Source organism: Deinococcus sp. AJ005, assembly GCF_009017495.1.
In the GTDB taxonomy this organism is placed as follows: domain Bacteria; phylum Deinococcota; class Deinococci; order Deinococcales; family Deinococcaceae; genus Deinococcus.
In genome coordinates, this window is the sequence record NZ_CP044990.1 from 3313134 (window position 1) to 3335624 (window position 22491).

The 22491-nt window shown below is 66.1% G+C and carries 19 protein-coding genes; 8 read left to right on the forward strand and 11 right to left on the reverse strand.

The genetic code is table 11. The features are described 5' to 3' along the window. The first annotated feature begins 44 nt into the window (after positions 1-44). Both DAAJ005_RS17905 and DAAJ005_RS17910 read left to right on the forward strand, forming a co-directional pair. Positions 45-1820 carry a 2-oxo acid dehydrogenase subunit E2 gene (locus tag DAAJ005_RS17905; RefSeq protein ID WP_151848285.1) on the forward strand — a complete coding sequence of 592 codons (1776 nt, stop codon included), beginning with the start codon at positions 45-47 and terminating at the stop codon, positions 1818-1820. Positions 1821-2089: 269 nt separating this feature from the next. Continuing rightward, entirely contained in the window at positions 2090-2428 is a 339-nt protein-coding gene (locus tag DAAJ005_RS17910) for a hypothetical protein (protein ID WP_151848286.1), read from the forward strand. A gap of 75 nt (positions 2429-2503) precedes the next feature. Here the strand turns inward: DAAJ005_RS17910 and pta are convergent, their stop codons facing one another. The 8 genes from pta to DAAJ005_RS19010 all read right to left on the reverse strand — a co-directional run bounded on the left by pta (position 2504) and on the right by DAAJ005_RS19010 (position 12219). Continuing rightward, entirely contained in the window at positions 2504-4624 is a 2121-nt protein-coding gene (gene pta, locus DAAJ005_RS17915; protein ID WP_151848287.1) for a phosphate acetyltransferase, read from the reverse strand. A 58-nt stretch (positions 4625-4682) separates the two neighbouring features. After that, a complete protein-coding gene (locus DAAJ005_RS17920; protein WP_151848288.1) occupies positions 4683-5888 on the reverse strand; it encodes an acetate kinase in 1206 nt (401 codons plus the stop codon). Between the two features lie 119 nt (positions 5889-6007). Then, positions 6008-7060, reverse strand: coding sequence for an aminopeptidase (locus tag DAAJ005_RS17925; protein WP_151848289.1), 1053 nt, complete (start codon positions 7058-7060; stop codon positions 6008-6010). Continuing rightward, the gene (locus DAAJ005_RS17930; protein WP_151848290.1) at positions 7047-7994 is read right to left on the reverse strand and encodes an epimerase; all 948 of its coding nucleotides are present in this window, start codon (positions 7992-7994) and stop codon (positions 7047-7049) included. The genes DAAJ005_RS17925 and DAAJ005_RS17930 overlap by 14 nt, the downstream gene beginning before the upstream one ends. A 90-nt stretch (positions 7995-8084) precedes the next feature. Next, positions 8085-8765 carry an MIP/aquaporin family protein gene (locus tag DAAJ005_RS17935; RefSeq protein ID WP_151848291.1) on the reverse strand — a complete coding sequence of 227 codons (681 nt, stop codon included), beginning with the start codon at positions 8763-8765 and terminating at the stop codon, positions 8085-8087. Positions 8766-8851: 86 nt separating this feature from the next. Continuing rightward, on the reverse strand, positions 8852-9820 hold the full coding sequence (cysK, locus tag DAAJ005_RS17940; protein WP_151848292.1) for a cysteine synthase A: 969 nt from the start codon (positions 9818-9820) through the stop codon (positions 8852-8854). Between the two features lie 126 nt (positions 9821-9946). Beyond that, a complete protein-coding gene (locus tag DAAJ005_RS17945) occupies positions 9947-12013 on the reverse strand; it encodes a PRC-barrel domain-containing protein (RefSeq protein ID WP_151848293.1) in 2067 nt (688 codons plus the stop codon). Positions 12014-12081: 68 nt separating this feature from the next. After that, on the reverse strand, positions 12082-12219 hold the full coding sequence (locus DAAJ005_RS19010; protein WP_192930824.1) for a hypothetical protein: 138 nt from the start codon (positions 12217-12219) through the stop codon (positions 12082-12084). 272 nt (positions 12220-12491) lie between these two features. Here DAAJ005_RS19010 and DAAJ005_RS17950 point away from each other — a divergent pair, with 272 nt between their 5' ends. The 3 genes from DAAJ005_RS17950 to DAAJ005_RS17960 all read left to right on the forward strand — a co-directional run bounded on the left by DAAJ005_RS17950 (position 12492) and on the right by DAAJ005_RS17960 (position 14785). Further along, the gene (locus DAAJ005_RS17950; protein WP_370519744.1) at positions 12492-13292 is read left to right on the forward strand and encodes an ATPase; all 801 of its coding nucleotides are present in this window, start codon (positions 12492-12494) and stop codon (positions 13290-13292) included. Then, a complete protein-coding gene (locus tag DAAJ005_RS17955; protein ID WP_151848294.1) occupies positions 13289-14398 on the forward strand; it encodes an enolase C-terminal domain-like protein in 1110 nt (369 codons plus the stop codon). Before DAAJ005_RS17950 ends, DAAJ005_RS17955 begins: the two co-directional genes overlap by 4 nt. A gap of 120 nt (positions 14399-14518) precedes the next feature. Continuing rightward, on the forward strand, positions 14519-14785 hold the full coding sequence (locus DAAJ005_RS17960; protein ID WP_151848295.1) for a hypothetical protein: 267 nt from the start codon (positions 14519-14521) through the stop codon (positions 14783-14785). Positions 14786-15124: 339 nt separating this feature from the next. On the opposite strand, the gene DAAJ005_RS17965 is transcribed toward DAAJ005_RS17960, so the two are convergent. Continuing rightward, positions 15125-16342 (reverse strand): MFS transporter, encoded by a 1218-nt coding sequence (locus DAAJ005_RS17965; protein WP_151848296.1) that lies wholly within the window; start codon positions 16340-16342, stop codon positions 15125-15127. 201 nt (positions 16343-16543) lie between these two features. Continuing rightward, positions 16544-17233, reverse strand: coding sequence for an endonuclease III (gene nth, locus DAAJ005_RS17970; protein WP_226342521.1), 690 nt, complete (start codon positions 17231-17233; stop codon positions 16544-16546). 82 nt (positions 17234-17315) lie between these two features. On the opposite strand from nth, the gene DAAJ005_RS17975 reads away from it, so the two are divergent. The 3 genes from DAAJ005_RS17975 to DAAJ005_RS17985 all read left to right on the forward strand — a co-directional run bounded on the left by DAAJ005_RS17975 (position 17316) and on the right by DAAJ005_RS17985 (position 20980). Then, the gene (locus tag DAAJ005_RS17975) at positions 17316-17537 is read left to right on the forward strand and encodes a hypothetical protein (RefSeq protein WP_029481149.1); all 222 of its coding nucleotides are present in this window, start codon (positions 17316-17318) and stop codon (positions 17535-17537) included. Positions 17538-17655: 118 nt separating this feature from the next. Further along, a complete protein-coding gene (locus DAAJ005_RS17980) occupies positions 17656-19323 on the forward strand; it encodes a P-loop NTPase (protein WP_151848297.1) in 1668 nt (555 codons plus the stop codon). Positions 19324-19414: 91 nt separating this feature from the next. Beyond that, positions 19415-20980 (forward strand): O-antigen ligase family protein, encoded by a 1566-nt coding sequence (locus DAAJ005_RS17985; protein ID WP_151848298.1) that lies wholly within the window; start codon positions 19415-19417, stop codon positions 20978-20980. 87 nt (positions 20981-21067) lie between these two features. Here the strand turns inward: DAAJ005_RS17985 and DAAJ005_RS17990 are convergent, their stop codons facing one another. Then, positions 21068-22444 carry a S8 family serine peptidase gene (locus DAAJ005_RS17990; protein ID WP_151848299.1) on the reverse strand — a complete coding sequence of 459 codons (1377 nt, stop codon included), beginning with the start codon at positions 22442-22444 and terminating at the stop codon, positions 21068-21070. Positions 22445-22491: the final 47 nt, after the last annotated feature.

The following is a 22491-nucleotide window of genomic DNA, read 5'->3' on the forward strand; positions in this document are numbered from 1 at the left end:
CGATAAAAAACTCAAATCAAGATCAATAAATAAGGAGCCTCCAAATGGCGACAGAACTGAAACTCCCCGACGTCGGGGACAACATCGAGAAGGGAACCGTCGTCACCGTGCTGGTCAAGGCTGGGGACACCATCGCCGAGGGCGATCCGATCATCGAGATCGAGACGGATAAAGCGGTCATTGAGGTTCCGGCCAGCGAGGGCGGCACGGTGGAAGCCGTGTCGGTCAATGTGGGCGACACCGTGAACGTGGGCGGCGTGATCCTGACCCTGAGCGGCGGCGGTGCGGCTCCGGCGGCAGCGGCTCCCGCACAGGCTGAAGCACCCAAAGCCGAAGCGCCCAGGCAGGAAGCGGCGGCCCCAGCCGCGCCTGCATCTGCTCCGGCCAGCTCCGGCGGCGGCAGCACCATCGTCGCGCTGCCCGATGTGGGCGACAACATTGAGAAGGGAACCGTCGTGACTGTGCTGGTCAACGTGGGCGATACCGTCAAGGAAGGCGATCCGGTCATCGAGATCGAGACCGACAAGGCCGTGATCGAGGTTCCCTCCAGCGCGAGCGGCACGGTGGAAAGCATCGGCGTGGCAGTGGGTGACACCGTGAACGTGGGCGGCACCATCCTCACTCTGTCGGGCGGCGCAGGTGGCGCAGCGGCTCCAGCTCCGGCGCAGGGCGGCGGCGATCAGGCGGCCAATGTGGAGTCCAGCGCCACGGCTTCTGACCCGGCCACGGCCAACCGCGTGGCGCAGGCCCAGCAGGAATCGCAGAAGGCGCAGGCCGCAGCTCCCGTCGCTTCTGTCAATCACGACAAGATGCCCGCCGCCGCCGGAGCCGTCACCCAGGCCCCCGGCGCGCAGCGTCCTTATAACACCCAGACCTACGACGGGCGCACGGTTGTTCCCGCCGCCCCCAGCGTGCGCCGCATGGCCCGCGAGATCGGTGTGGACATCCACGACGTTCACGGCACCGGGATCGCCGGACGCATCAGCGAGGAAGACGTGCGCCGCACTGCCGGAACGCCCAGCGTGCAACCCGCTGCCGCCTCTGCCGCTGGCAGCAGTGCCCCCGCCGCTGCCCCAGCACAGGTTCAGGCCGCGCCGCTGCCCAATTTCGAGAAGTGGGGCACGGTCAAGCGCGAAGACATGTCCGGCATTCGCAAGGCCACCGTACGCTCCATGACCGCCTCGTGGTCAAGTATTCCGATGGTCACCCACTTCGACAAGGCTGACGTGACCGCGATGGAAGAAACCCGCAAGCGCTTCGGCGCGCGGGTAGAAAAGGCGGGCGGCAAGCTGACCATGACCCACATCCTGATGAAAGTCGTGGCGAACGCCCTGCGCCAGTTCCCCAAATTCGGCGCGAGCCTGGATCTGGAAGCGCAGCAGGTGGTCTTCAAGGACTACATCAACATCGGCGTGGCGGTGGATACCCCGGTGGGTCTGCTGGTGCCAGTGGTCAAGGACGCCGACCGCAAGAGCATCACCGAGCTGGTGCTGGAGCTGGCCGAACTGGCGGGCCGGGCACGCGAACGCAAGCTCAAGCCCGATGAGATGTCGGGGGCCACCTTCACGATTTCCAACCTGGGCGGCATCGGCGGCCACGCCTTCACCCCGATCGTCAACAGCCCCGAAGTCGCCATCCTGGGCGTCTCGCGCGGCGGCCTGGAGCCGGTCTGGAACAAGGAAACAAACGCCTTCGAGCCGCGCAACATGCTGCCCCTGTCGCTGACTTACGATCACCGCCTGATCGACGGCGCAGATGCGGCCCGCTTTGTGCGCTTCATTGCCGAAGCGCTGGAAGACCCCTTCCTGATCTCGCTGTAACTCGAGGCTGTCTCTCAACAAGTCTGAGAAGAGAATCCCCCGTTCAGTGTGACGGGGTTTTCTTTGTCGTAAATCTGTCAGGACTGGCCCGTTATCGTCCTGAGCGTGAAAAAGCTGCTCCTGCTTGCGCCCGTGCTGCTCGCTGCCTGCGCCCCCGCTTACACTGGCCTTAAGCCCGGCCCGAACGAAATCATCGTGGAAGCCACTTCCCCATCTCGCCGCCCAGCACCCTGGGGGATGAGCAGTCGGCGGGCATCACGGGATTCGCCGTGATCTCGGTCCTGCTGCTCAAGAACCAGCCCGCTGAGTTGGGCTTGCCGGACGGCTACACCAGTTTCTCCTTTCCAAACGGCGCGGCCAGCATGCAGCGCGTCAGCGCCCCAGACAGCCCCATGCACGTCAAGATCGACTGGCAGGCCAGCAAGCCGCCCACGCAGAACACCGTGAATGTGCTGTGGGAAAGCCGTCCCATCGGCGGCAAGCTGCTCAGTGTGACGGTCAAGGCCAGCAGTTCCGACACGGCAGTCAACACCCGGACTATTGAGGACCGTTTGATCGCGAAATTTGTCAGCCAGACTGGCATCCGCCTCATCGCCAGTGGACGCTGAGCTATAGACCAGCAAGAAAATCCCCGCCGCAGTGGACGGAGATTTCTCAGCTTCAGGACGCTTGAACGGTGACGCTCAGGCTTTTTCCAACCGCGCCGCTTCCACCTGCGCCGCCTGAATCGCCGTCAGCGCAATGGTGTACACGATGTCGTCCACCAACGCCCCACGCGACAGGTCATTGACCGGCTTACGTAAGCCCTGAAGCATCGGCCCCACCGCCACCACGCCCGCCGCGCGCTGCACGGCCTTGTAGGTGGTGTTGCCCGTGTTCAAGTCGGGGAAGATGAACACGGTGGCGCGGCCTGCCACGGGGCTGTCCGGGGCCTTCTGGCGGCCCACGCTCATCACGCTGGCGGCGTCGTACTGCATAGGGCCGTCCACCATCAGGTCCGGGCGGCGTTCCTGGACCAGCTTGGTCGCCACACGCACCTTTTCCACCTCATCGCCACTGCCACTCTCGCCTGTGCTGTAAGACAGCATGGCAATGCGCGGCGTGATGCCGAAGGCCAGGGCGCTGTCGGCACTCTGGATGGCGATGTCGGCCAGTTCCTCGGCGTTGGGGTTGGGGTTAATGGCCGCGTCGCCGTAGACCAGCACCTGCTCGGGCATCAGCATGAAGAACACCGAGGAAATCAGCGCCGCGCCGGGGGCAGTTTTGATCAGTTGCATGGCGGGGCGCACGGTGTTGGCGGTGGTATGCACCGCGCCGGACACCAGCCCGTCCACCTCGCCCAGCGCCAGCATCATGGTGCCCAGCACCACGGCGTCTTCCAGTTGCGCCTCGGCCTGCGGGGCGGTCAGGCCCTTGCTCTTGCGAAGTTCCACCATCGGGGCCACGTACCTGGAGCGGATGGTGTCCGGGTCAATGATTTCCAGCCCCGGTGGCAGAATCAGCGCCAGCCCGTCGGCCACCTGACGCACCTTTTCGGGCGAGGCCAGCAGCAGCGGGCGGGCGATGCCCTTTTCCACGCAGCGGATGGCGGCGCGGATGGTGCGGGGTTCGTCGCCCTCGGGCAGCACAATGCGCCTGTTGGCCGCGCGGGCGCGTTGAATCAACTCGTAGCGAAAGGCGCTGGGGGGAAGACGGCGCTCGCCCACTACGTCCGGCGTGCGGATGCGGGTTTTCAGGGCGGCCAGATCCAGACGGTCCGCGATGAAGTCCAGCGTGTGGTCCATGCGCTGGGTGTCGTCGTGCGGCACGCGGGCGTCCATGCGCGAGAGCCGCGAGGCGGTATTGAAGGAATTGGTCTTCACCCGCATGACGGGCAGGCTGGAGGTCAGTGACGCCCAGCACAGCTTTTCAATGCTGTCCTCCGGCCCACTGTCCGAGGTGTACATCAGGCCCGCCAGCGGCACGCCGCTCAGGTGCGCCAGCGACGCGGCCATGATCACGTCCTCGCGGTCTCCGGGGGTGACCACCAGTGCGCCGGGAACAAACAGGTGGGCCATGCGCGGCACGGTGCGGGCGGTGACCACGGTGCTGGTGACGCGTCGGAGCTGGGCCTCGCCCTCGTTCAGCACCTCGGCTTCCAGATGGCGGGCCACGTCCAGCGTGCGCGGGGCGGCCAGCGCGGGCGACTGCGCCACCACGCCCAGCAGCGGCAATTCCCCACTCGCCAGCAGCGGACTGCGCGCCCGCAACTCGGCCATCAGGCCACCAAAATCCAGCTCTTTAGGCGCAAAGTTCAGCACGTAGCCTGACAGCCCGGTGCCGTCGCTGCGGCGATAATTCTGGGCGGCGATTTCCAGTTCGTCGGCCAGTGTCCCTGCCGTCACGCCGCTGAGACTGGACACCAGAACGGTACTGGCCTCCAGGTTGCGCGCCAAGCTGGCATTCAATGCGCCCGCGTACACGTTGCGCTCGGTCAGGGCCAGCCCCTCGGCGATCAGCACATCTGCGCCGAAGCCGTCGGTGGCCGCGCGCGACAGGGCGATCACGTTTTCCATCAATTCCTCTTCCGCGCCGTGGCTGAGCTGGTCCTCAGCCCTGGACAGGGGAATCGGATCGGGGGTTTTCAGGTGGGCCAGCACGCGGGCAAAATGCACGCTGTCGTCGGTGGCGCTCTCGTGCGTCTGCGCGATGGGCTTCAGGAAGGCGACTTTCAAGCCCTGCCGTTCCAGCGCGCGGGTCAGGCCCAGCGCCGTGCTGGACAGGCCCACGGCGTTGCGGGTGGGGGCGATGAAGAGGGTTTTCATGGATTCCTCCTTCGGAAGGGTCTAAGGGTCTGAAAGTCTGAGGGCGAAAAATGTGCGCTCAGCGGGGCGTGAGCGACAGGACTTCCGCCGTCTCGCGGGCGATCATCCATTCCTCGTTGGTGTTGACCACCAGGGCCGGGAGGGTTTCGGGGGAGCTGATTAAGCCACCTTGACCGCGCACGGCTGCCGTGTTGGCGGCCTCGTCTAACCCGAACCCGAGGAGCGGCAGGCGGGCCAGCGTTGCCGCGCGCACCGTGGCACTGTTCTCGCCGATGCCTCCGGTGAAGACCAGACCGTCCACGCGGCCCAGGGCGACGGCCATCGCTGCAATGCCCTGCGCCAGCCGGTAGACGAAGATTTCCACGGCCAGCCTCGCGCCGTCATGTCCACGCGCCGCCGCTTCCTCCAGCTCGCGCATGTCGTTGGTCAGGCCGGACAGGGCCAGCAGGCCACTTTCACGGTTCAGGGCCGCCGTGATCTGGGTCAGGGTCAGGCCGGACACGCGGGCCAGATAGTCGTGCAGGCCGGGGTCCACGTTGCCGCTGCGGGTTCCCATCACCAGACCTTCCAGCGGGGTCAGGCCCATGCTGCTGTCCACACTGCGCCCGCCGAGAACCGCGCAGACGCTACAGCCGTTGCCCAGGTGGGCGGTGATCAGATTGAGGTCCGAGAGTGGACGGTCCAGCGTCCGCGCCGCCTCCCCAGCCACAAACGCGTGGCTGATGCCGTGAAAGCCGTAGCGCCGGACGCCATGTTGCCGGTACCACTCCTCTGGCACGGCGTAGCGGTAGGCGACTTCGGGCAGGGTCTGGTGAAAGGCGGTGTCAAACACGGCCACCTGCGGCAGCCCCGGAAAGGCGTTCATGGCGGCCTCAATACCCGCGATATTCGCCGGGTTATGCAGCGGCGCAAGCGGCACGCAGTCGCGGATGGCCTCCAGCACCTCAGGGGTGATGGGGGCGGGGGCGCTGAAGCGGCTGCCACCATGCACGACACGGTGGCCCACCGCCCGCACGTCCTGGCGCAAGCCCAGCACGTCCAGTTCGTTCAGCACCAGCCGCATGGCCTCAGCGTAACTGCCGCCGTTCAGGGAATGGGTCTGCCGCTTGCTGCTGCCATCCTGCTGGGTAGAGTCCAGCCGCATGGATGCCGCCTCCGCGCCCAGCCGCTCGGCCAGCCCGCTTAAACGCGTTTCACCGGAGGCCGGGTCAATGACGGCGAATTTGAGGCTGCTGCTGCCGCTGTTGAGAACCAGGGTCCACATATGGCGGCATTCTTTCAGACGCGGGGCGGGACACGCGGGAGCCGTCAGGTTTTCTTCAGGTGGGCTGGGATTTCAGAGGCTGGCGATGGGGCCAATAGACGTGTTCCAGTGGCGTTTTTCTACCCACCCTTCAGACAACTCTGCCGCTCTGCGCTCGGGCGTTTGGCACATTCGGCAGCCGCCCCGATAAACTTCGGAATATCGCCCCCGTTGCGTTCCAGCAGGGCCAGGAAGTCCGGCACCAGCGTCGCGTAGGCGGCCACCGCACCCAGCGAGGCGTTGTTGGCGCCACGCCTGAACCAGCCGTCGTAACCCGCGTAACCGTCCCAACTGGCCTTGAGGGCGACGTAACGGTCATTCAGGGTCTGGATGATCTGCGCCTTGCGGGTCTGGATTTCGGCGGCGGGCAGCTTCTGGGAGTACAGGGCTTCCAGCTCGCCGCGTGTTTGCAGCAGCAGTTTCTCGAAACCTGCGGCCCTGGCCTGTGCAAGCCGATCTGCCTCAGCCAGTTCGGGGGTGCCGTATTCCTTCAGCCAGCGCCGCATCCCCGCCTCTTCAACTGAGGTGGCGAAGGATTCGTTGAACACAGTGTCGTCCTTGACGTACAGCGCCGGGTGCGCCAGTTCATGAATGACGGTGCGGATCAGGTTGGCGTCGCCGGAATTCAGCATGGTGGACAGCACCGGGTCTTTCAGGTAGCCCAGCGTGCTGTAGGCGCTGACGCCGCCCACGCTCACGTCGTCCCCTGCCGCGCGGCGCTTGTCGGCGTAGGCCCGCGCGGCAGCCTCGTGGAAGTAGCCCCGGTAGGTCACGCAGCCCGCGATGGGAAAGCAGGAGGTGAGCAGGTGAATGCTGTCGGGCGGCGCGGAAAACACGTTCCAGACCACGGCAGGCCGTCCCACGTCCACATACTTGAGGAACGAGCCGTGATCGGGCAGGCCCAGTTCGCCTATCGCAAAGGCCCGCACCCGGCCCACCAGTTCCAGCTTGCGGCGCACCTCCGCGTCGGTGGCAGAATCGGCCAGCACATCGGCAATGGGCCGCGCCCGCTGAAGCAGGTCCAGTTGCCCGCCCGCCGCCTGCGCCAGATAGCGCACGTCCGAGCAGGCCGAGAGCGCGGCCACCAGCGCCACGACTCCAACAGTGATCAGCGCAACTCTAGCGGGCCGCATGACCCACTTCCCGGACCTCGGCCACCAGCGCGGCAATCGCTTCCGGCCAGGCTGGATATTCAAATTTGAAGCCCGCGTTCAGCAGACGCTCCGGTACGGCATAGCGACTTTTGAGCAGCAGTTCGGCCTCGGAGTTCATCACTTTCGCGCCCAGCCCGATCAGCCCAGCGGTAGACGGAATGCCCAGCGGCATGCCCCAGGCGTTGCGGTAAGCACGCAGGAAATCCCGGTTGGGCAGCGGGTTCGGCGCGCTGACATTGATGGGACCTGCCAGCTCATGCGCGATCAGAAACTCCACCGCCCGGCAGAAATCGCGCTCGTGAATCCACGACACGTACTGCATACCGCCCGCCATCGGGCCGCCCAGACCCAGGCGCATCAGCGGATCGGTGGTGGCCATCACACCGTCCGCGCCGAGGCCATAGACCATCGCGGTTCGCAGGGCCACGCGGCGGGTGTGGGGCAACTCCTCTTCCATCAGGGCAGCCTCCCAGCGCTGGCCCACGTCCACGCTGAAGCCGTCTCCGATCTCACCCGCGGCCTCGGTCTGCGGGGTCTGAGCGCTGCGGTAAATGGTTCCGGTGCTGCTGTTCAGCCACACGGACGGGGGCTGTGCAGCTTCCTGGATCGCCGTGCCCAGCGCCCACGTGGTGTCCAGGCGTGAGGTATAGATGTCCAGCATGTTCTGCGCGGTGTAACGGCAATTCACGGTGCGTCCGGCCAGATTCAGCACGGCGGCGGCCCCATCAATCTCGCGGCTCCACTCGCCCTGCCGCAGACCGTCCCAGCGCACCCAGCGCCCCGGCATCGTTACGGCGGAAGGTGAGCGCGAAACCGTCACCACGTCCCAGCCCAGGGCCGCAAAATGCCGCGCCACCGCACGCCCCAGAAAGCCGGAACCGCCTGCGAGGACCAGCCGAGGTTGAGACGTCATGCGGGCATAGTAGCGGGCGGGGCGTGGATAAAAAGGGGACAAAAAAAGCCCCCTCCACGCGGGAGAGGGCGGGCGTGGGGGGCCTGCGGTTCAGTTCATCTCGCCCACGGGCACGGGCTTGGGCCGCAGATCCTCGGTGAAGTTGGCCAGCCACGCACCCAGCGCGCCGCCCAGGATCGGCCCCACGAAGTAAATCCACATGTTGGCCCAGGTACCGCCCGCCACCGCTGCGCCCAGGGCACGGGCCGGGTTCATGGTTGCGCCGCTGATGGGGCCGACGGACAGAATGCCCACCACGATGGTCAGACCCACGATCAGGCCGCCCAGCACGCTTTTCTGGTGAATGGCCACCTTGACCACCACCAGCACCAGAAAGGCAGTGGTGATCGCCTCGGCCAGCAGACCGCCGCCCACGCTGACGCCACTGCCCAGAGTTGCTGCGCCGTAACCGACTCCGACTTTTTGCATGGCGTCCTGCCCGGCCACCGCCACGGCGGCAAAGGCCCCCAGGATGCCCCCCACAAACTGCGCGGGAATGAAGGCCAGCGTGTCGCTCCATTTCTGGTGTCCGGTCAGGCTCAGGCCGATGCTGATGGCAGGGTTGAACTGCCCGCCGCTGACGGTGCCCAGCGCCATGGCCATCACGGCAATTGCCAGCCCGTGCGCGAAGGCCACACCCAGCAACGTCGCGTCGTTGGCGATGGAGAGCATGCCCGCAAACAGCAGGGCAAAGGTGCCGATGGCCTCGGCAATGAGCTTCTTGGTCAGCATGAGAGGAATTGTAGAATAATGTCAAGTTTTTCACAATCTAATGCTTAGACGACTCAATAATTTGTCCCATGCGGCTGGACGGACGGTCAGCTCTGCCCTTCCTGCGGCACCCGCTCGCGCGAGTACGGTTTGTACCCCGGCGGCGTCCCAGTCTGGTCACTGAAAAGCGCCGTGGTCAGGTAACGCGCTCCAGTGTCACAGGCGATGGTGGCCACGCGCTTCCCCGTTCCCAGTTCGCGGGCCACCTGCAACGAGGCCCAAGCGTTGGCCCCGCTGCTCATGCCCACGAACACCCCTTCCTCCTGGGCCAGACGGCGGGCCAGCGGGTAGGCGTCCTCCTCCCAGACGGTGATCACGCGGTCAATGATGCTACGGTCCAGATTGTCGGGAATAAAGCCTGGCCCCATGCCCTGAAAGCCGTGTTCGCCACGCTCGCCGCCGCTGAGGACATTGCTGCGGGCGGGTTCCACGGCGATGATCTGAATGTCAGGGTTCTGGGATTTAAGGAACCGCCCCACACCGCTGATCGTGCCCCCTGTGCCGCTGCCATACACGAAGGCGTCGATGCGTCCGTCCATCTGCTTCCACAGTTCCGGGCCGGTGGTGCGCTCGTGGACGGCGGGGTTGGCGGGGTTGGTAAACTGGCCCATCACCACGGCCCCAGTTTCCTCAGAAATGCGCCCGGCTTCCTCGATGGCGGCCAGCATGCGGCGTGCGGGATCAGTCAGCACCAGCTCTGCGCCGTAGGCCCTGAGCGTTCGCTTGCGCTCCTCGCTCATCTGGGCGGGCATGCACAGGATCAGTTTGTACCCCTTGGCCGCCGCCACCTGCGCCAGCCCAATGCCGGTATTGCCGCTGGTGGGTTCCACGATGGTGCCGCCGGGCTTCAGGCGTCCGCTGCGTTCGGCGTCCTCGATCAATCCCAGCGCGGTGCGGTCCTTGATGCTGCCGCCGGGGTTCTGGCCCTCCAGTTTCACGAACACGTCGGCCATGCCGCCTTCCGTCACGCGGCGCAGTTGCACCAGCGGCGTGTTGCCAATCAGCGTTTCAACCATGCCCGCCAGCATAAGCCCGGTCCGCAGCACGCACGAGGGCAAGTCTCCCATTCGCCGCCAATTCGAGCCTCGCAACAGCAAAAACCCCCTCACCGTAGAGAGGGGGTTCCTGAGCGCGAGGAGCGTTTAGCCCTGCGTCTTGAGATCGGTGTCGGGCGTGTTCTGCTTGCCCAGGTCCGGCTGGCTGTCCAGCGCACCCTTGCCGTGTTCGGCGGGGCGGCTGTTCATCGGGTTGATGTCCGGCGTTTCCATGCTCACGCTGTCCAGCAGGATGTCCAGCACGTCGCCCCCGGTGGCCAGTTCCACGGCCTTGTGGGTCACGATTTCGCCCAGGTTCAGGATAATGCTGTCATCGGGGGCCAGGATCACGCGGTTGACTGGGCGGCCCAGGGCGTCCTTGATGCGCTGCTCGTGGGCGGCCTGCTGGCGCTCGTCCAGCGCCGTTTCGGCATCTTCCCGGCGCTCGCCCAGCCAGCCCCTGGCACGCTCGAACAGGTTGCTGGCCCCGCTGGACACGTTCTCCAGGCCACCGGCCAGGGCGGCGCGGGTGTCGGTGCCACTTGCCTGTGCCGGGCGGCCCACCGTGGCAGCCAGCAGTTGGTCCTGAACGCCCAGATGCTGGGCACGCTCCAGGATCGCCGCCGTGACGATCTGGCCCTGTGCGGCCACCAGACTGCCGCTGGGGCTGCGAACCTCCGTTTTGGCACGGCGGCCAATGGCAGCCTCGGGGCTGCTGGGGTCCACGGCGACGGCAGTGTCGCCGCTGCCGCGCAGGCCACCCGCAATCGCTCCGCCCGTGGCGGCGGCGGTCAGTGCGCCCAGTTTGCCCACCTGCTCGGCACGTTCGGCCTGATACTCGGTGATCACGCCGCCCTTGTAGACGATGGTCTCGCCCGCGTCGGTGGACACGTCCTGGCTGGCGGTCTTGCCCACCACATAGGTCTTCTGCCGTTCGGCGGTGGCATCGCGCATGTCGTCGAAGCCGCCCTGCACACGGTCACGGGCATTGCCGTAGCTGGCGACGATCACGCCGCCCGTCGCGGTGGTGGCCAGCATGGTCAGCTTGCCGTCCTGCTCGGCGCGGTCTGCCTGCTCCGCGGTGATGATCTGCCCCTTGGTGACGATGGTGGAGCCGTCCTCAGCCAGCAGGTCGCCCCCCGCCGCCTTGCCGATCACGTATTCCTTCTGGCGTTCCCTGGAAGCGTCGGCGATATTGCCGTAAGCGTCCGAGATCGACCCACCCGTCGCGGTGGTCGCCAGTGCGCCCAGCTTGCCATGCTGCTCGGCCAGATCTGCCTGCGCGGTAGTAATAGTGTCGCCTTTGGCCACGATCACGGTGCCGTCTTCCAGGGTCACGTCGCCGCCCGCCGTCTTGCCCACCGCGTATTCCTTCTGGCGTTCCCTGGTGGCGTCGGCGATGTTGCCGTAAGCGTCCGAGATCACGCCGCCCGTCGCGGTGGTGGCCAGCGCCCCAAGTTTGCCGTGCTGCTCGGCCAGATCGGCCTGCTCGGCGGTAATCGTATCGCCCTTGGCCACGATCACGGTGCCGTCTTCCAGGGTGATGTCGCCGCCCGCGTGCTTGCCCACCGCGTACTCTTTCTGGCGTTCCTTGGTGGCGTCGGCCACGTTCTCGTAAGCGCCCTTGATTGAGTCGCTCGCGCTGCTGAAGGCACCCTTGATTCCGCCCGGCTCCTGCTCCTGCATGGCGGCGGCCACCGACACAGGAACGATGGCGGCGTGTTCACCAATCTGCACGTTTTCCGGCGCGGGCACGAAGGTCCGCCCGTTGCTCAGATCCGAGAACAGCCCGCCGGTGGCCTCATAGCCCTCCACTTTGCCGGTCTTCTCGTCAAAATACACGTCGGCGATCTTGCCCAGATCCTGCCCGTCGGTGGTCAGCAGGGTCATCCCGATCAGGCTGATCTTGCTGTCCAGCACGTCGGCCAAGCGGTCATCGTCGCGGGTGGTGGTGACGTGGTCCGCCGAGTCGATCATGATGGCGTCCTCGCCAATCGAACGGATCATCTCGAAGGGCACCACTTTGGCGGCGCGGAACCAGCCGCCCTCATCGACCAGCAGGCCCAGAACCTCGTTGGCCTGATGGTCGAAGATCAGGTCATGCACGTTATCGATGCGCTGGCCCGAATCGATGGCGACGATATGCCGTCCCAGAATGTCTTTGCCTTTAATCATGGGTCACGCTCCAGTGTGGAAACAGAAAATTTGAGTGGTAAAAGTGCAGAAGAAGAAGTCAGGTGACTTTAAATAAAGCCCAGATTGAGGACGCCCTGCGGCTTCAGGTACAGAAAGTACGCCAGCAGGAAAACGACGAGAATGATCAGCAGGATCAGCAGCCAGGGGCCTGCGCCGCCACCGCCATTGCCTTTGAGTCGGGTCATGTTGCCTCCGTACCAAAGTGTAGAGATGAACGGCGGGTCAGTGATGGCTGAAGTCCTCAGCAGCACTTGTCCTAGCCTTGCGGTGGTCTTTATAAAATTTAACAGAGGACGGAGAGGGAAGGAGGAGTGGCTGTCCTGTTTCCCGTCAGCAGGCGGAGTGTTGCAATAGAAAGGAAGGTTGTCATAGAAATCGGCACGAGAAGGTGCAAAGTCGCCCCGCTGACTGGACCGCCCCGAACGCGCCGCGTGGCCCCCCGTGTAGCCTGAGCGGCGTGAACGCTCCCCCGAGCCTGCCTTTCCTCCGTGCCGACGTTGCGGCTGATGCTGCGTCTGAAACCCCGTCTGCCCGGACGGGTGAACGCCTGCTGGGCGAGTTGCCCCTGACCGTGCTGGTGGGCGTGACCGGCGTGGGCAAAAGCACGGCGCTGGACGCGTTGCAGGTGCTGGGCGGCCAGAAGGTGCTGCCGGACCGCCGCGAGGTCACGGACGCCGTGATGATCTGGCCGGGGGTGGGCCGCGACGTGACAGACCGTGAAGAACGTTTTGCCCTGACCGCGCAGTACCGCGCCGCCCACCCCGGCGGCATGGCGCAGGCGCTGGGATCGCTGCTGGCCGATACCCGCCACTGGGGTCTGTCCCCGTTGTTCGACGGCCTGCGCGGTCTGGACGAGGTGACTTACGCCGCCCGGAGCTTTCCGGCATGGCGTTTCGTAGCGTTGGGTGCACCCGACGCCGTGCGCGTGCGCCGCCTGCTGGGTCGGGGGGACGCTTTTGACCGGGTGATAGACACGGCAACAGGCGGCACCCTGCGGGCCGAGTTGGACAGTCTGGCAGGCATTTCCGGGGTCTTCTCCCCTGCCGAGCTGGACGGTCTGGCCGCACTGGAAGGCCCGGAGTGTGCGGCAGCCGAGGTGCTGGCAAAGGTGCGGATCGTGCTGAGCGAGCGCCGTCAGTACGATCCCGCCGCCGCCGAAGCGTTTTTGCGCGGGCTGCCGCCGGGGCGGGCGCTGGTTCTGGATACCGTGGCCCTGAATCCAGCCCAGGTGGCGCGGGCTGTCCAGGACTGGGCATGAACGACTTTGAAGCCCCCAAAAGTGGCGTGACCGTGCAGCAGATTGAGGCCATACCCTACCGGCTGCCGCTGACCTCCGCGCTGGCGTGGGGCGCGCATTCCGCCATCAGCGCCGCCGAGCATGTGCTGGTGCGCGTGACCCTGTCGGACGGCACGGTGGGACAGGCCGAGGCCACGCCGCGCCCCACCATCTACGGCGAGACGCCCGGCAGCGTGGCGGCTGTGCTGGCCCACCTCTCCCCGGCGCTGAGCGGGCTGGACATTGCCGACGAGGACGGCCTGAACCGGGTGAGAAACAGCGTGGCGAACAACCACACGGCGCGCGGCGCGCTGGACATGGCGCTGCACGACGCCCGCGCCCGCGCTGCGGGGAAAACGCTGTTCGACACGTTGATGGGACCGAATCCCCGCGTGCGCGTCAGTTTTATCCTGGGCCTGGGCACGCCCGCCGACATGCTGGCCGAGGCCGAGCGGGTGGTGGCGGCGGGTGTGCGCTGCCTGAAGGTGAAGGTGGGCCGCAACCACGCCCGCGATCTGGCGGTCATTTCTGAGTTGCGCCGCACGTTCGGGTCCGGGGTATCGCTGTATGCCGACAGCAACGAGACGCTGACCCCGGAAACAGCCCCCGCCGCCCTGAACGCCATGTGGGAGGCCGGGCTGCTGTACGTGGAAGAACCGCTGCCCGTGCGCCAATTGCGGGCGCGGGCTGACCTGCACGCCCGCAGCCTGCTGCCCATCGTGGCCGACGACAGTTGCTTTACCCCCGCCGATCTGGAGCGCGAACTGGACTTTGATACCTTCGACGTGCTGAACGTCAAGACCGCTCGCAACGGCTTTACCGACGGCGCGTGGATGCTGCGCGAGGCAGCCCGGCGCGGCAAACGCGGCATGGTGGGATCACAGGCCAGCACTGGACTGGGGACCCTGCACGCCGCCCTTCTCTCTACCCACGCCGAGGTGACCGAGCCGTGCGAACTGAGTTTCGTGCTGAAGCTGCAGGATGACCTGCTGAACCTGCCGATCACCTTCGAGGACGGCTGGCTGGACGTGCATGGTCTGCGCGAACATGCGGTGGACCCGCAGAAACTGGCGCGTTACCGCCTGTAAATATCCGCCGAACTGCCGGAGGTGACAGGCGGACTCAGCAGACCCCGCACGCCCTGCGCCATTCAGCAGAATTTCTATGCAGGTGACAGACCTGTCAGAAAACGGCGCGGATAATGAGGCATGGATCAAGGAATGCTCAACGCTCTGGCGCTTCCTCTGCTGTTTAGCATCTGCGGCGGCCTCTACCTGTACCTGCGTTTTCCCGAACGTCGCCCGCGCGCCCTGCTGGTCATGACCCTGTTTCAACTGGTGGGGGCCTACGGCTACGCCACCGCCCCGGAAGAGGGGCTGTTCGGCCTGCTGATCCTGCACGCAGCGGTGGTGTTTGTGCTGCTGGTGCGCCACCTGCAAGCGCCCACGCTGCTGCCGGGCAACATTTCCCAGTAATGCGAAATTGAGAGAAATCGAAGAAGAATCCGAGTAAGACTCGCAGAGTTGCGCCGCTGAGGAGTAAACCCGTACGGGTGCCATCTCACGCCGACAGTTCGTTCACGACGAGCGCGAGAACAGGAAAAGACCAACAGGCGACGAAGTTGGCGGCCCCATTGGAGGCCGCCATTTTTGATGATCCGGGGCTGTCGTGCTGGCGTATCTGGTCAAGGCCGAAGTGCCATGCGGACCCGGATTGCGAAACAGGGCCAACGCCCGAAAATCCGGGCCACACAGAAGCGGCAATCTCGTCCTGAAAAGCCTTCAGAGAAAGTGTCGGGGACTGGATACACCGGGCTACACTGGCAAAGTCAACGCCTGCCGCCGCGCCGGACGGTACAGCCCCAGATAAATGGCGATCACGCTTCCACCGTACATCAACAGCGTCCAGGCGAACAGCACCTGAAAGGCGAGGGTAAACGGCAACTGTCCGCGCACCACCCCGGCCAGCACGCTGCTGATGGCCCAGCCCGAGTCCCAGGCGATGATGTTCAGGGCCGAATACATCGGGCGGTCATCCTCGTCCAATGAGGACATGGCATATGCGCCGTACACCGGCCCGGCGGCGTTCATCAGTGCCCCGCGCGTGAACAGGGCCAGCGTGACCATCCACAGGTGGGGCGCAAACCCCAGCAGGGCCAGGAACGGCAGACTGCTGGCCTGCACCAGCAAGACCACCTGCAATTGCCCCAGACGGCGCACCAGCAGCGGCTGAAGCAGCGCGGTGGCCGCCGTCGCCAGACTGGCCCACGCGAACAGTTGCCCCAGGCTGGCGTAATTGATCTGGAATTTGCCCTCGATAAACACGTTCAGAAACGGAATGGTGGCCCCGGCCCCCAGCCCCACCAGCAGGTTGGGCAAGATCAGCCGGAACATCGCCCGCTTGTCTCGCACGGCGAAACTGCGCCCGGTCTGGGAGGTCTTGCCACTGGGTTTGAGCTTCAGGGCAGGAATCAGGCCCAGCAGTTGCAGGAAGGTGGCGACGAGCAACGCGGTTCGCAAAGCCCCCAGGCCCGTCGGCTCGGTCTGGGTAAACAGCGCGTAGGCTTCCGGCACGCGCCCGCCGATCAGGTTGCCCACAAAGCCCGCGCCGGTCATCAGGGCGCTCTGAACGCTGAACAGGGTCACGCGGCTGCGGTCGTCGCTGTTGTTGGCCATGAAGGGCGATCCGGCCACCATGACCAGCGCCGAGCCAGCACCCTGTACCAGCGCGCCTGTGACGATGCCGACTGGCCCCCCGGCCAGCGCCAGGATCAGCGTGCCCAAGAGACTCAGGGCTACCCCGATCTTGATGGTGTGGGCGTTGCTGATGCGGCGGGCCAGCGCCACGGCGGGCAGGCTCAGGAACACCAGCGTCAGTGCAGGCAGCGCGTTCATGATGCCCTGCCATTCCGGCCCCAGCCCCAGCGCCCGCAGGTAAAAGTTCAGGAACAGGGCCAGAAACGCCTGCGCCATCCCGAAGGAGAAAGAGGTGGTCAGGAACAGCCAGACCTGTGGGGCAAAGCGCCAGGTCATACGGACTCCGATTGAAAGGTGTTGAAAACGCCTGGAAATCCGAACGGGAGGAGCAGCGTCCTCATGGGCGTCTGTTCGCGACGATGGCGAGAAGGAGAAAAACGGGTTCCGGGCGTGGAGTGCAGGAATCGGCGCTGTCCCGATTTCTGCCGCGTTACAGACGGAATCCGTATCACAGGCGGCCCAGTGAGGCGTTGTGGCTCAACCCTCCACCCCGACTTTCGGGCAGAACGCCGCCATCTCGCACACCGCGCACTGCGGGTTGCGGGCCATGCACACGCGCCGCCCATGCAGGATCAGCGCGTGGTGCAGGAAGATCCAGCGTTCACGAGGGAACAGCTTCTGAAGATCAAGCTCTACTTTGTCCGGGTTGGTCTGCGTGCTGAGGCCCAGTCGGCGGGCCAGACGACCCACATGGGTATCGACGGCAATAGCGGGATAGCCGTATGCGTTGCTGAGAACCACGTTGGCAGTCTTGCGGCCCGCGCCGGGCAGGGCCACCACGGCATCAAAATCGTTGGGCACCTCTCCGCCATGCCGCTCGATCAGCAACCGCGCCAGCGCCGCCAGATTGCGCGCCTTGCCCCGGTACAGGCCGATGCGCCGGATGAACGGCTCAATGTCCTCTGCCGAAGCCTGACTCATGGCCTGGGCGTTCGGGTAATGCTCAAACAGGGCGGGCGTGGCAGCATTCACGCTGACATCGGTGGCTTGGGCGCTCAGGACCGTGGCAACCAGCAACTCGAAGGGCGTGCCGAAATCCAGTTCGGTGCGGGCATCGGGATAGAGGTGTTCAAGGGAAGCCAGAACCTGGGGGGCACGAATTCTGGCCCCGTTCGGCAAGCGCGCCACACCGCGCCCAGCGGGTTTTTTGGGGACAGAAGAAGTCACGCTTTCAAGCTAGCGCCTCAGACCCTGAATTGTCCGCCCGGCACGGACGCAACCTTTCGTCCCACCGCCGCGTATTGTGGGCATGAGAGTCGTTTCCCTGATCTTCGGCATTCTGGCTGCACTGGGCCTGCTGCTGGGCCTTTTACCGCTGTTCGGCTGGCTCAACTGGATTTTCGTGTTGCCCCCCGCCGTGCTGGGGCTGATCTTCGGGGCGATGAGCCGGGACCGGGGCGCGGTCACCCTGAGTGCGGTGGTGGCCGTGCTGGGCGCACTACGGCTGATGCTGGGCGGCGGCGTAATTTAACAAAACGGTCCGCACATTCTGGACAGGATTGTTTAAAAGGCAAGACCAGGTTCCAGCTAAACCTATCGCTTAATCAAATGTGAGGTTTTCTCACTTTTTGGCGCTAGACTGTTTATGAATGCAGAGTGCGCCTCCCAGCCCCGTGAATGCGGATCAAATTGACCTTCGACAGGTTTTCGGTACACTCAGGCGGTACGCGCCGCTGTTGATCCTGACTCCGGTGGTGGTGGCGAGCGCGGCGTATCTGCTGTCCAGTCGGCAGGCCCCGGTGTACGAGTCCAGTGCCAGCATCATCGCGGTGGACAGCAATGCCCAGAACTCGCTGATCAACAACACGCTGGTGACCGCTCCGCCGTTGCCGCAGGGCGCGGTAGAGCAGGTGCTGCACAGCCGCAATCTGGTGGCCACCATCATCGGACGGCTGGAAAAGAGCGATCTGCCGCCGGAGATCATCCGAAAGATGCGCGCGGACCTGAGCAAGGAACTCTCGGCCAACGTCTTCAACCGTCTGAAGGTGCGCGCCCGTCTGGACACACAGCAGCGCGGCGTGTACGAGATCCAGGCGCAGGCCGAGACCCCCGCAGCGGCCATGCAACTGGCCCAGGACGGCGTGGCCGCGCTGCTGGACTGGGACAACGCCCGCGCCAAGCAGAGCGTGACCCGCTCGCGCCAGAGCCTGCAAGGCCAGCTCCAGAACCTGACGGCCCGGATCGATTCCCTTCAGGATCCGCTGGAGCGTCAGAGCCTGGTGGCGGCGCGTGGTCAGGTGCTGCAAAACCTGTCGCAGATGGCGGTGCTGGAAACGGCAGCCACCGGCACGCTGCTCCCGGTGGCCGACGCGGTGGCTCCCAACCGGGCCGTCTCGCCGCGTCCGCTGCGCAATGCGGCGCTGGCTGGGCTGCTGGCGCTGTTCTTGGTGACGGGTCTGGTCCTGCTGACTGACAGCCTGCGCCGCCGGGTCAACGGCACCGAGGACCTGCTGCCGCTGGGCCTGCCCGTGCTGGCACAACTGCCGCTGGTGCGCCGCCGCAATCTGGCTGCCGGATTCCTGCCCGCCAGCCACAGCGGCCCGCTGTACGAGAGCATCGGCTTCCTGCGGATCAACGTGCAGTCCATGCTGGGGGACCGTGAACACCGCCGTCTGGTCATTTCCAGCTCCTATCCCGGCGAGGGCAAGAGTTCGATGACGGCGGCGCTGGCCGAGAGCCTGGGCGCGGCTGGACAGAAAGTGCTGGTCATCGACGCGGACCTGCGCCGCCCGACCCAGCTTAAGGTCTGGGCACCGGACCGTCTTGGCACGCACCCGCTGCCCGGCACTGACGCCAGTCTGCCGCCCGCCAACACCGTGACCGAGATGTTCCTGCGCCCAGACGCCGCCCATGCCACCCGTGTGGGCACCAACGTGGACCTGCTGCCCGCCGGAACGCCACACCGGGGAGACGGCGCGGGCAGCATCCTGAACCAGCCTGCCTTCCGCACCTACCTGGACCGCTGGGCACAGGGCTACGACTACGTGCTGATCGACACCCCGCCCATGCTGGGCCTGCCCGATACGCTGGCCGTGGCCCCCTATACCGACGGCGTGATTCTGGTGGTGGAAGGCGGCAAGACCCGATTGAACGACGTGGAGCGCAGCCTGCAAAACGCGCGCGTGGCCAACGTGACCGTGCTGGGCATCGTGCTGAACAAGATCGCCCGGACCAACGACTCGTATTACGCCTACGCCTACGGCACGGCGGACCAGAAAGCGGACGCGGCCCCTGTGCTGCCCACAGGCCGGGGCTGAGCGGCCACGCGGCACAGACCAGCAGCCGGGAATTCAGGGGAAGAGGTGATCTCTTCCTCTTTTCCACGTTTCCGCACTGCTGTACCCTCCCATGACGACTGAAATCACCCCAGCTCAGCCCCAGCCCGTCGCCCCGGCCCCGCTGTGGATTCGGGTGTGGCTGGCGCTGCTGGCCCCGCTGTATTTCTTCGCACCTGTGGCGGTCTTTGCCCTGCCCACACTGCGCCGTCTGCCCCGCCCGGTGTGGTGGGTGCTGGGCTTCTACGCCGTGACCCAGCAACTTCCGGCGCTGCTGACCCCCGAACCGCTGATCAACTCCGGACTGGCACTGGCACGCACGCTGCTGATGTTCAGCTTTGTCGCGCTGGGCGCGTCCCTGAATAGCACCCGCCAACTGGCCCCGCTGGGCGTGGGGCTGGCGGTGGTATACGTCACGGCACTGGGCCTGACAGGTATTGATGGCCTCAATCCCCTGAGCCAGCGCCTGGGCCACCCCTATATGACCCCCATCACGCTGGGGCTGGCCGGGGCGGCAGGGATCTGGATGGCGCTGTTCGCCGGGGGAAAATTGTGGTGGCGCGTGCCGCTGGGGACGGTGGCGCTGGGCATTCTGCTGCTGTCGGGCAGCCGGGGACCGCTGCTGGCGGCGCTGCTGGGCATGGCGCTGGGCTTCGCGGTGCGCCAGAGCCGCCGGGTGGCGCTGGGTATCCTGGCTGGGGCGGCGCTGCTGGCCGGTGGCTTTTACGCCGGCACCCGACTGGATCTGCCTGCCATCAACCGCCTGAGCAACTCGGATACCTCCGGGCGCGATCTGGTCTGGAACAACGCCCTGTCGGTGATCCGCAGCGAGCCGATCAGCGGCGTGGGCAGCTACCGTCTGGGCGCGCGGCTGTCCCCGCCCGGCGAGAAATGCACGCTGTGGCCCGCCCCGGACGGTACGCTGGCCCCCTGTCCAGCCTGGATAGACCGCCTGGGCCAGCCATGGCTGATCGCCCACAACGTCACCTTGCAACAACTGGCCGAGACCGGGCCGCTGGGGCTGCTGGGCCTGTTCGTGCTTCTGGGCGTGGGCGTGGCGGCGGCGTGGCGACAGCGCGATCCGCTGGGCATCGCGGTCCTCGCGGGCCTGCTGGTGGCCACTGCCAACGACAACACCCTGATCGTCCCCGGTCCCTTTGTGGGCGAGCTGTTCTGGGTCACCATAGGCTCCGTGCTGGCGCGCATGCCACAGCGTTCGCCCGCCGTGGGCTGGGCTGGAGGCGCGGCGGCGGCAGGCTTGCTGGCCGCCCTCTCATTTCCGCTGCTGGTGGGAGCGCTGCGGCCAGCGCCCACGATCAAAGCCTCGCTGGACGCCCTGATCGCCCCACGCAACGTTCAGGACACCCAGAATTACCAGGCGTTCGTGCGACTGAACCTGCCCCCCGGCCCCTACCGCGTGTCTCTGCGGGCCTGCCAGAGCAGTTGTTCCACCATCATCACGCTGCCCGTCACCGCCCCTGCCAGCGGCCCCACCCCTCTGCTCAAGCTGGGCGGCAACCTGTACGACACGGCAACGCAACGCGTGGAATTACTGGTCTATCCTGGCGAAGGCTCGGTGCGTCCGCAGCCGCTGGCGCAGACCTCGTGGACGGTGACGCGCACGGCAAAATCACCCTGAGCAGCAGGGTTGAACAATTACCAGCTCCTTACCGTGCCATGCGTCGCCTGCAACCTTCTGTGGCTCCGGGTTCTGGTCAGACGGACCCTAGCGCAATGCGGCGCGCACAGCGGCAGCGGCATCCAGGACGGGCAGCCCGCCGGAACGGTTGACATTCGCCAGCAGGAGGGTGCGGGTCTGTTCCGCGCTCAGGCCGGGGTTCGCGCCGCGCATCAGGGCCACGACGCCGCTGACCAGCGGGGCGGAGAAACTGGTGCCCGCCTCCAGCCCATAGCCGCCGCCAGAGGCCAGCACAGGAATGTCCAGTTCTGGCGTGCTGCCCGGACAGATACCGCCCACCCCACCCGGCGCGACGATGTCCAGCACGCGGGGATGCTGGGCATTTGGGCGGGCGCTGTAGCAGGCCAGCGCGTTGTCGCTGCTGCCCAACGCCCCGACGGCGATCACGTCCGGGTGACTGGCGGGGTAATAGACCCCTTCACTGGCCGAGTTGCCCGCCGCCGCGACGATCACCGCCGTTTTTGCCGACGCCGTGAGCGCTGCGCCCAGCACCGCGTCCTCGATTCCCGGCGCACCCAGACTGATGTTGATGACTCTGGCTCCCTGCTGGACGGCGTAGTTCAGTCCGGCGGTCAGGTCCGCTGTGCTGCCGTTGCCACTGCTGTCCAGCACCTCGATACCCATGACTGGCCCGCTCCAGACCACGCCCGCGAGACCCACGCCGTTGTTGGTCTTCGCGCCGATCAGACCCGTGACCTCGGTGCCGTGTTCGCTGGCCGTGACCTCACCCGTGGCGGGGCCAGCCGCCAGACAAGACACCCCGGCTTCCAGGCGGCCCTGCAATTCGGGATGGCTGCGGTCCGGGGCAGAGTCCAGCACGGCGATCCTGGCCCCCAGCGGTGTTTTGCCCGCCGCCGTCAGTGCGTCCCAGGCCGCCGGAACCCCGCTACGCGTCAGATAATTCTGGAACACGTTGATGCCTCCCACCTTCAGACCTGCGTTGCCCGGAAAGGCCGGATCGTTCGGCAGGGCCAGCGCCCGGTACACGTAGTTGGGCTGGGTCCGCAGACCCGCCACCCCCAGGCGCTGCGCGAAGGCCCGGTCATCCTCGCCTGCCGGGGTCCAGGCCAGTTGCACGCCGGGCACCACGACCTGCGTCTGCACGCCAGACAGCGCACTGAGGGCCTGGGCACTCAGGTTCGTGGCCGCGCCGCCCTGCAAGATCAGCACCTGTCCCGGCACATGCGCGGCGCTCCAGTCGGACGTGGCCTGTGGCCAGCTCAGGGGCGCGGCCTCCAGTGAAGCTGCGCCCACCCCGGCGGCCCCCAGGGTGCGGCAGGCCACAGGAATGGGCGGCTCAACCGGGTCTGGCCTGGGCGTCGGCTCCGGCGTGACCGGCTGGTCCAGACAGGCGGTCAGAAGCAGCGGCAACAGCAGGGCGGACATCAGCACACGGCGGGGCATGATTTCAGGGTACAGGCCCCGAAGCTGAGACGCGTGGGGCCTGCGCC

Excerpts from the sequence above, each read along its gene's own strand:
- DAAJ005_RS17905 (WP_151848285.1), top strand. The coding sequence starts at position 45 with ATGGCGACAGAACTGAAACTCCCCGACGTCGGGGACAACATCGAGAAG.
- pta (WP_151848287.1), bottom strand. The coding sequence starts at position 4,624 with ATGAAAACCCTCTTCATCGCCCCCACCCGCAACGCCGTGGGCCTGTCC.
- DAAJ005_RS17920 (WP_151848288.1), bottom strand. The coding sequence starts at position 5,888 with ATGTGGACCCTGGTTCTCAACAGCGGCAGCAGCAGCCTCAAATTCGCC.
- DAAJ005_RS17925 (WP_151848289.1), bottom strand. The coding sequence starts at position 7,060 with ATGCGGCCCGCTAGAGTTGCGCTGATCACTGTTGGAGTCGTGGCGCTG.
- DAAJ005_RS17930 (WP_151848290.1), bottom strand. The coding sequence starts at position 7,994 with ATGACGTCTCAACCTCGGCTGGTCCTCGCAGGCGGTTCCGGCTTTCTG.
- DAAJ005_RS17935 (WP_151848291.1), bottom strand. The coding sequence starts at position 8,765 with ATGCTGACCAAGAAGCTCATTGCCGAGGCCATCGGCACCTTTGCCCTG.
- cysK (WP_151848292.1), bottom strand. The coding sequence starts at position 9,820 with ATGGTTGAAACGCTGATTGGCAACACGCCGCTGGTGCAACTGCGCCGC.
- DAAJ005_RS17945 (WP_151848293.1), bottom strand. The coding sequence starts at position 12,013 with ATGATTAAAGGCAAAGACATTCTGGGACGGCATATCGTCGCCATCGAT.
- DAAJ005_RS19010 (WP_192930824.1), bottom strand. The coding sequence starts at position 12,219 with ATGACCCGACTCAAAGGCAATGGCGGTGGCGGCGCAGGCCCCTGGCTG.
- DAAJ005_RS17955 (WP_151848294.1), top strand. The coding sequence starts at position 13,289 with ATGAACGACTTTGAAGCCCCCAAAAGTGGCGTGACCGTGCAGCAGATT.
- DAAJ005_RS17960 (WP_151848295.1), top strand. The coding sequence starts at position 14,519 with ATGGATCAAGGAATGCTCAACGCTCTGGCGCTTCCTCTGCTGTTTAGC.
- DAAJ005_RS17965 (WP_151848296.1), bottom strand. The coding sequence starts at position 16,342 with ATGACCTGGCGCTTTGCCCCACAGGTCTGGCTGTTCCTGACCACCTCT.
- DAAJ005_RS17975 (WP_029481149.1), top strand. The coding sequence starts at position 17,316 with ATGAGAGTCGTTTCCCTGATCTTCGGCATTCTGGCTGCACTGGGCCTG.
- DAAJ005_RS17980 (WP_151848297.1), top strand. The coding sequence starts at position 17,656 with ATGCAGAGTGCGCCTCCCAGCCCCGTGAATGCGGATCAAATTGACCTT.
- DAAJ005_RS17985 (WP_151848298.1), top strand. The coding sequence starts at position 19,415 with ATGACGACTGAAATCACCCCAGCTCAGCCCCAGCCCGTCGCCCCGGCC.
- DAAJ005_RS17990 (WP_151848299.1), bottom strand. The coding sequence starts at position 22,444 with ATGCCCCGCCGTGTGCTGATGTCCGCCCTGCTGTTGCCGCTGCTTCTG.